Source organism: Rhizobium sp. YS-1r (genome assembly GCF_000757525.1).
Classification (GTDB): domain Bacteria; phylum Pseudomonadota; class Alphaproteobacteria; order Rhizobiales; family Rhizobiaceae; genus Neorhizobium; species Neorhizobium petrolearium.
Map to the genome: position 1 here is coordinate 953704 of NZ_JPYQ01000056.1, position 7605 is coordinate 961308.

Annotated in this window: 8 protein-coding genes and 1 tRNA gene; 1 reads left to right on the plus strand and 8 read right to left on the minus strand. The window is 60.2% G+C overall.

Translation table 11 applies throughout. From position 1 onward, the window contains the following. Positions 1-39: 39 nt before the first annotated feature. The 7 genes from JL39_RS30300 to JL39_RS30330 all read right to left on the minus strand — a co-directional run bounded on the left by JL39_RS30300 (position 40) and on the right by JL39_RS30330 (position 6565). Positions 40-828 carry a purine-nucleoside phosphorylase gene (locus JL39_RS30300; protein ID WP_037159606.1) on the minus strand — a complete coding sequence of 263 codons (789 nt, stop codon included), beginning with the start codon at positions 826-828 and terminating at the stop codon, positions 40-42. Continuing rightward, positions 825-1217 carry a cytidine deaminase gene (locus JL39_RS30305; RefSeq protein ID WP_037159609.1) on the minus strand — a complete coding sequence of 131 codons (393 nt, stop codon included), beginning with the start codon at positions 1215-1217 and terminating at the stop codon, positions 825-827. Before JL39_RS30305 ends, JL39_RS30300 begins: the two co-directional genes overlap by 4 nt. A 3-nt stretch (positions 1218-1220) precedes the next feature. Beyond that, positions 1221-2192 (minus strand): ABC transporter permease, encoded by a 972-nt coding sequence (locus JL39_RS30310; protein ID WP_037159611.1) that lies wholly within the window; start codon positions 2190-2192, stop codon positions 1221-1223. A gap of 15 nt (positions 2193-2207) precedes the next feature. Further along, positions 2208-3314, minus strand: coding sequence for an ABC transporter permease (locus JL39_RS30315; protein WP_037159614.1), 1107 nt, complete (start codon positions 3312-3314; stop codon positions 2208-2210). 76 nt (positions 3315-3390) lie between these two features. Continuing rightward, the gene (locus tag JL39_RS30320) at positions 3391-4914 is read right to left on the minus strand and encodes an ABC transporter ATP-binding protein (RefSeq protein ID WP_037159617.1); all 1524 of its coding nucleotides are present in this window, start codon (positions 4912-4914) and stop codon (positions 3391-3393) included. Positions 4915-4988: 74 nt separating this feature from the next. Next, on the minus strand, positions 4989-5981 hold the full coding sequence (locus JL39_RS30325; protein WP_037159620.1) for a BMP family ABC transporter substrate-binding protein: 993 nt from the start codon (positions 5979-5981) through the stop codon (positions 4989-4991). Positions 5982-6238: 257 nt separating this feature from the next. Next, entirely contained in the window at positions 6239-6565 is a 327-nt protein-coding gene (locus JL39_RS30330) for a hypothetical protein (protein ID WP_037159624.1), read from the minus strand. Between the two features lie 223 nt (positions 6566-6788). On the opposite strand from JL39_RS30330, the gene JL39_RS30335 reads away from it, so the two are divergent. Then, positions 6789-6878: transfer RNA gene (locus JL39_RS30335), tRNA-Ser, on the plus strand. A gap of 54 nt (positions 6879-6932) precedes the next feature. Here the strand turns inward: JL39_RS30335 and JL39_RS30340 are convergent. Continuing rightward, positions 6933-7262 (minus strand): hypothetical protein, encoded by a 330-nt coding sequence (locus JL39_RS30340; RefSeq protein ID WP_037159626.1) that lies wholly within the window; start codon positions 7260-7262, stop codon positions 6933-6935. Positions 7263-7605: the final 343 nt, after the last annotated feature.

Here is a 7605-nt window from a genome sequence, read left to right on the forward strand (position 1 = left end):
CGCCACACGGAACGTATCCGTTTGAAATCTATCGTGTAATCAAGCCAAGATTTCTTTCAGGATCGCGGCCAATCGCTGCCCGCCGACGGGCGCCATGTCCTTGGTCTCCTCGTGGCTCAACTCCGCGCCGGTCATGCCCGCACCGAAATTGGTGATGACCGAAGCCGCCGCAACCTTTAGCCCGAAATAGCGCGCGAGAATGACTTCCGGCACCGTCGACATGCCGACCGCGTCGGCACCCAGGATTCGCGCCATGCGGATCTCCGCCGGCGTTTCGAAACTCGGGCCGGAGAACCACATATAGACGCCGGAAAACAGGGGAATACCGCAGCGAATGGCCGCATTGCGCATGTCCAGAGCAAGGCCCGCGTCATAGGCACTGGTCATCCCGACGAAACGGCGGTCGCCCTTCTCTCCAATCAACGGATTCATGCCGGAATAGTTGATGTGGTCGGTGATCTGCATGACCGAACCGGGCGGCATGTCTTCGCGGAGCGATCCCGCCGAGTTCGTGAGGATCAGCGACCGGACGCCGAGCCCTTTCAAGACCTCGATCGGAAAGCGCATCGCCTTCGCGTCGCCATGTTCATAATAATGGGCCCGGCCCGAAAGCATGATGACCGGCGTGCCGCCCAGGCGGCCGGCGACCAGTTCGCCCGCGTGACCGGTGACACCGCTGACCGGAAAGCCTTCCAGCATTCCGTAGGGAATGCGGACCTGCCCCTTCACCTCATCGACCAGCGAACCCAGGCCGGAGCCAAGCACGATCGCATGGCGCGGCATGAGGCCACCAAGGCGATCCACGAGCAGGTCGACAACCTCTCTCATCCGATCACATCCGTTTCGAAGGCGTAGGGCAGAAGCTCGGCCATGGTGACCGCCTTCTGAACGCCGGCATCGTCGCAAAGATAGATACGGGTATCGGCCGCCGCGAATTCCGAAATCTTCTGCCGGCAGCCGCCGCATGGCGTGCAGAGCGGCAGCTTTTCAGCGATCACGGCGAGTTCCTCGATCTTCTTAGCTCCACCCATGATCATCGCACCGATCGCGGTCGGCTCGGCGCACCACCCCTGGGGAAAGGAAAGGTTCTCGATATTGGCGCCGAGATAGACCTTTCCATCGTCGGCCCGGATCGCCACGCCCACCGGGAATTTCGAATAGGGCGCATAGGCCTTGGTCATCGCCTCGCGAGCGGCTTCGAAAAGCTCATGAGACATCGATCAACGCTCCTTCGTATAGGGCACGCCGCCCGCCTTGGGCGGACGGGCGATGCCAATGAAGCCCGCCAGCAGCACGCAGGTCAGAATATAGGGCAGCGCCTGGAAAATCTGAACCGGCACTTCGCCGACCAGCGGCACCGATTTTCCCTGCATGAAGTTCGCGAAGGCATCCAGGAAACCGAAAAGCAGGCAGGCCAGCATGACCGGCACCGGCTTCCACTTGGCGAAGATCAGCGCGGCAAGCGCAATATAGCCCTTGCCGGCCGACATGTTGTTGATGAAGGCAGCCGATTGGGCAATTGCCAGATAGGTCCCCGAGAAGCCGCAGAGGAAGCCCGCCACGATCAGCGCGCGATACCTGAGCCAGCTCACGGAAATGCCGGCCGTATCCACCGCGCCCGGATTTTCGCCAACGGCCCGCAGCCTAAGACCGAAGCGCGTGCGATAAAGCACCCACCAGGAAACCGGCACCATCAGGAAGGCGATATAGGTCAGGATATTATTGCCGGAAATGACGTTGGCATAAAGCGGCCCGATGATCGGCACCTCACGCATGGCATCCGCACCGGGCAGGACGATGGAGGAGAAGCGACCTTCGGGCGGCACCTGCCCCGTTCGTCCTCCCTGGTTGAACCAGGCCTGGCCCAGCACGATCGTCAGACCTGCGGCCACGAAGTTCAGGGCCACGCCGGAGACGATCTGATTGCCGCGATTGGTGATCGAGGCAAAGCCGTGCACGAGCGAAAAGACGATCGATATGCCGATGCCCGCAAGGAGGCCGAGCCAGGCATTGCCGGTCCAGTAGGCCACGCAGGCGGATGCGAAGGCGGACGCCAGCATCTTGCCTTCCAGCCCGATATCGAAGATGCCGGCGCGTTCGGAAAACAGTCCGGCAAGCGCGGTGAACAGCAGCGGGACCGACAGGCGGATCGCCGAGCCGAGAATGCTGATGAGAATATCGAAATAATCCATGAGCCTCGTTCCCGCCTATTTGCCGCCTACGGCCTGCTGGTAGAGCCGGACGATGGCCGGGCGGAGCATATATTCCAATGCACCGGCGAACAGGATCACCATGCCCTGGATGACGACGATCATATCACGGGTGACTTTCGGCATGTCGAACGAGAGTTCCGCGCCACCCTGATAGAGAATGCCGAAAAGCAGCGCCGACAAGATGATGCCGACGGGATGGTTTCGGCCCATGAGCGACACGGCGATGCCGACGAAACCGGCGCCACCGACGAATTCGATCTGCAGGCGGGCGGACGCGCCCATGACCGGATTGAGCGCCATCATGCCGGCCAGGCCACCGGAAATCAGCATGGTGATCATGACGATCTTCGCATAGGGGATGCCGGCGTAGCTCGCAGCACTCGGGCTGATGCCGAGCGTGCGCATCTCGTAGCCCAGCCTGGTGCGCCAGATCAGCACCCAGACCAGGAAGCACATGACGAGCGCAATCAGGAAGGAAAAGTTGAGGGGTGCCGCCCCCAGCTTGCCGCCGAACATGGAGATCAGCCAGTCGAGCTTGGGGAGTTGCCCGCCGGGCAGAAAGGTGCGGGTTTCAGGCGCCATCTTGCCCGGTACGATCAGCACGCGCACCAGCACGTAATTCATCAGCGACGAGACGATGAAATTGAACATGATCGTGGTGATGACGATATGGCTGCCCCGCTTGGCCTGAAGCCAGGCGGGAACGGCGGCGCAAGCCGCGCCGAACAATGCCGCTCCGATCACCGCAAACGGCATGGTGACGTACCAGGGGACGTAATGGTCCAGCGAGAGCGCCACCAGGGCCGCCCCCAGACCACCGAGATAGGCCTGCCCTTCCGAACCGATGTTGAACAGACCCGCATGGATGGCGACCGCTACGGACAGACCGGTGAAGATGAAGCTCGTCGTGTAGAACAGGGTAAAGCCTATGCCCTCCCCGCGGCCAAGCGCGCCGATCAACAGAAGCTGCAGCGCCTCGAACGGATTTTCGCCGATCGCCCAGACGACAAGTCCCGAGAAGAAGAAGGCAAGGACAAGATTGAGGAGCGGGATGACGCCGTAATTGATCCAGGCAGGAAGCGGAACGGATGCGGTGCTCATATCTCCTCCCGCACCTTTCCGGCCGCCGTCATGGCGCTCAGCATCTCATGGTTCAAACAGATCGATCCTTCAAAGGTCATGCGGCAATCCCGGCCATCATCAGGCCCAGTGTCTGCTCACCCGCCTCGCCCGACTTTTCGCCGACGACCTTGCCGGCAAACATCACCAGGATGCGGTCGGAGAGAGAGCGTATCTCATCGAGCTCGACCGAAACCAGGAGCACCGCTTTGCCGGCATCGCGCATCTCGATGATGCGCTTGTGGATGAATTCGATCGCGCCGATATCGACGCCGCGGGTCGGCTGACCGATGATCAGGACGTTCGGATCGCGCTCGATCTCGCGCGCGACGACGATCTTCTGCTGGTTGCCGCCGGAGAAATTCGCCGTCCTCAATCGCGGGTTCGGCGGACGGATATCGTATTTGGCGATCTTCTCCTCCGCATCCTTGCGGATGGCATCGAGGTCCAGCAACGCACCACGCCCGTAACGCTGGTCGCGGTGATAGCCGAGGATCGAGTTCTCGTATTCCTCGAATTTCAGCACAAGGCCCATGTGGTGACGGTCTTCCGGGATGTGGGCAAGGCCGAGACTGCGCAATTCGGCCGGACCGACGCCGGCAACCGGTTTGCCATCGAGGAAGATCTCGCCGGAGGCCGGCTTGCGGATACCGGCAATCGCCTCCAGAAGCTCCGACTGGCCGTTGCCGGCAACACCCGCAATGCCGACGATCTCGCCGGCGCGAACCTCCAGAGAGACATTATCCACCATGGTGACGCCGCGGCTGTCCTTGACCGTCAGGTTCCTGACGGAGAGCAGGACCTTGCCGGGCTTGGCCTCGCCCTTTTCGACCCGCAACAGCACCCGGCGGCCGACCATCAGCTCGGCGAGTTCTTCCACCGTCGTCCCGGCCGTCTTGCGGGTCGCAACCATTTCGCCCCGGCGCATGACGGAAACCGTGTCGGTGATCGCCATGATCTCGCGCAGCTTGTGGGTGATCAGAATGATCGTCTTGCCCTGGTCGCGCAGTACCCGCAGCACCTTGAAAAGGTGGTCCGCCTCAGCCGGGGTGAGCACGCCCGTCGGTTCGTCGAGAATGAGGATCTCGGCGCCGCGATAAAGCGCCTTCAGGATTTCGACGCGCTGCTGGCTGCCGACCGGCAGTTCCTCGATGACCGCGTCCGGATCGACCTCCAGGCCGTAGTCGTCCTCCAGGCGCTTCAGCTCCTGGCGGGTACTCGCAACGCCCTTGCGAAGCAATTGGCCGCCTTCGGCGCCGAGCATGACGTTTTCCAGGACCGTGAAGTTCTCGACCAGCATGAAATGCTGGTGCACCATGCCGATGCCGGCGGCGATCGCCGCCTGGCTGTCGCGTATGGTGATCGGCTTGCCCGAAATGCGGATTTCACCCTGGTCGGCATGATAGAAGCCGTAGAGGATCGACATCAGCGTCGATTTTCCGGCACCGTTTTCCCCGATGATGCCGTGGATCGAGCCCTTGGCAACCGTCAGATTGATGTTCTTGTTTGCATGCACCGCGCCGAACCGCTTGTCGATGCCGACAAGCTCGATCGCGGGCTCATTGGAAGAGTCGAGGCTCAATCGTCCGCCTTTCCGCTTGATATGCAAAAAGGGCGCATGGCGATTCCCGTCGCCATGCGCCCCTGCAACCGTCCTTAGTTCGGGCAGGAATTGTCCGACATGTAGTCGTGCACCTTGACGGCGCCCGAGATGATGTCGGCCTTGGCCTTTTCAACGGCGGTTTTCATTTCCGGCGTGATGAGCGACTTGTTGTTGTCGTCGAGTGCGTAGGCGACACCGTCTTCCTTGACGCCCAGAGCCTGGATGCCGGCCGAGAACTTGTCGTCCTTGGTATCCTTGAACGCATTGTAGACAGCAAGATCGACGCGCTTGACCATTGAGGTCAGGACGGAACCCGGATGCAGGTGGTTCTGGTTGGAGTCGACACCGATCGAAAGCTTCTTGTTGTCGGCCGCCGTCTGCAGCACGCCGAGGCCTGTCGCACCGGCTGCCGCATAGATCACGTCGGCGCCCTGGTCGATCTGGTTCTTGGTGAGCTCGCCGCCGCGGACCGGATCGTTCCAGGCCGCACCCGTCGTGCCGGTCATGTTCTGGAAGACCTGAGCATCGGCCTTGGCGGCCTTGACGCCCTGGACATAGCCGCAACCGAACTTGCGGATCAGCGGGATGTCCATGCCGCCGATGAAGCCGACCTTGCCGGTCTTGGAGGCCATGCCGGCGAGAAGGCCGACGAGATAGGAGCCCTCTTCTTCCTTATAAAGGACGGAGCGGACGTTCGGCAGGTCGACGACGGAATCGACGATCGCGAACTTGGTGTCAGGATATTCGGCTGCGACCTTTTCCATGGCCGAGGTCCACGCAAACGAGACGGCCACGACCGGATTGAAACCACGGCTTGCAAAGTTGCGGATGGCCTGTTCGCCCTGGGTGTCGTTGGTGGGCTCGAAATCCCGGAACTCGATGCCCGTTTCCTTCTTGAACTGTTCGGCGCCCGCAAAGGCGGCCTCGTTGAAGGATTTGTCGAACTTGCCGCCGGTACCGTAGACCAATGCCGGCTTGACCTCTGCGGCAAGCGCCGTTGCCGACATGGCAGCCAAGGCAATGAGGCTCAAAAAGGTTTTCTTCATTGTGCAGCCCTGTTTTTTAGCTGTTTGGATCCTCCCGCAAGCCCGTTCCCCGGTACATCTGCGGCCACCTGCCCTCTTTTCCAAGGGTCCGGCTCCGGCCACTCTTGCACGGGTTTCGGAAAAATTCACGAGATTTTTTTCAACTGGTAAAAAACGAACGAATTGCCGAAAACTTATCCAAAGAGTTGACGAAACTGCATAAATTCGCAGCTCCGGGCGACTTTCATGGACCATCGATAGGCAGGGCGTTATCCCCGTCAGGCGGAAAACCGCCCGGCGAAGCGCGGCTTGCGATATCCGGCCATCCAGAAAAGAAGCGCCAGCACCAGGAACACGGCAAAAGCCGGCTGGGCCAGCACCGGTGTCACGAAGGGCCGCCAGATATCGGGGCTGACATAGGTCTCGGCGGAGATCTCGGCGAGCGTCAGGCTTTCCGGATCAAGATTGAGCCAGGCGTTGCCGAGGCTCGTCACCACGACCGACGAAGCTGAAACCGACTGGATCGAATCCAGCACGCCGGCAACGATCGCGGCCAGAAGCGCAAAAGCACTCAACAGATGGAAGATACCCCGGACGATTCTCATTCCAGACAAAGCCGTTCGTTATCTGCGGCCCACCCGATACTGTCCGGCCGCAATCCGCCCCGCAGAAATAAGGCAGGTTCGGCGGGCTTGGCAACGAGGCGGCGAAGCTTTTGTGGGCCGGTGTCAAAAATCGTTCAGATTCCGGTTGATCCCTGAGAATTCATCGGTATATATCGCGCCCGACCGCTGCGTTGCCCCGATTTCAATGCAGCCCTTACTCCAAGGACAGGTGGCCGAGTGGTTGAAGGCGCACGCCTGGAACGCGTGTATACGTGAAAGCGTATCGAGGGTTCGAATCCCTCTCTGTCCGCCATTCTCCCTTTATCCGCTACTGAAGATCCGGGCGCCCGGGAGTCCTCGGCGCGGTCTAACGCGTCATCGAAAAGCCGGCCTGCTGCCATCGGCGCGCTTGCGGATCGAAAGCCACCAAGAGTTCGAAACCCAGGCGGTCCGGACCTGCGCCGGTCTCGACATCTGCATAACCATTCATGGCGAAACGGCAATCGTCCACCCACCGAAAGCCTTTCAAGGACATGTCGATCACCTCCGGGCGGTCTTCCATAAGCTGCCGTGCCTTCTCGAAGGCAAGAGTTCCGGAGCAGGCACTCTCATCCGTCTTCTCTCCGAACTCCATGAGAAACGCTAGGCCGGCAAGCGGGACGACGAAGGCGACAGACTTGAAGACATTCAGTCCCATAGGGTTCCATCCCTGGAAAGCCGAAGCAGTGCATTCGGCCGACATCAATCAGTCAGGCAATCCTGATAGGCTTATTTACAAAAACAAGATAACACCATTATCCGAATCCGGCCAAGCGCTGCGGGAGAGGGAAGACTGATTGGCACTCATGACGGTATATATAATGATTTCAAAGACAATCCTGGTATAGATTAGGTCAGTAATGACAGTTTACGGCGTCGCGAGTTTCGGCTTTATTTCCATGCGAAACGAACCCTGGAATGATGAGGGCTGTAATTTTCATATGGGTACTTCATGAAGTTCGGCACAAGTGGTCTTCGTGGACTTGTGACGGCCCTGGAGG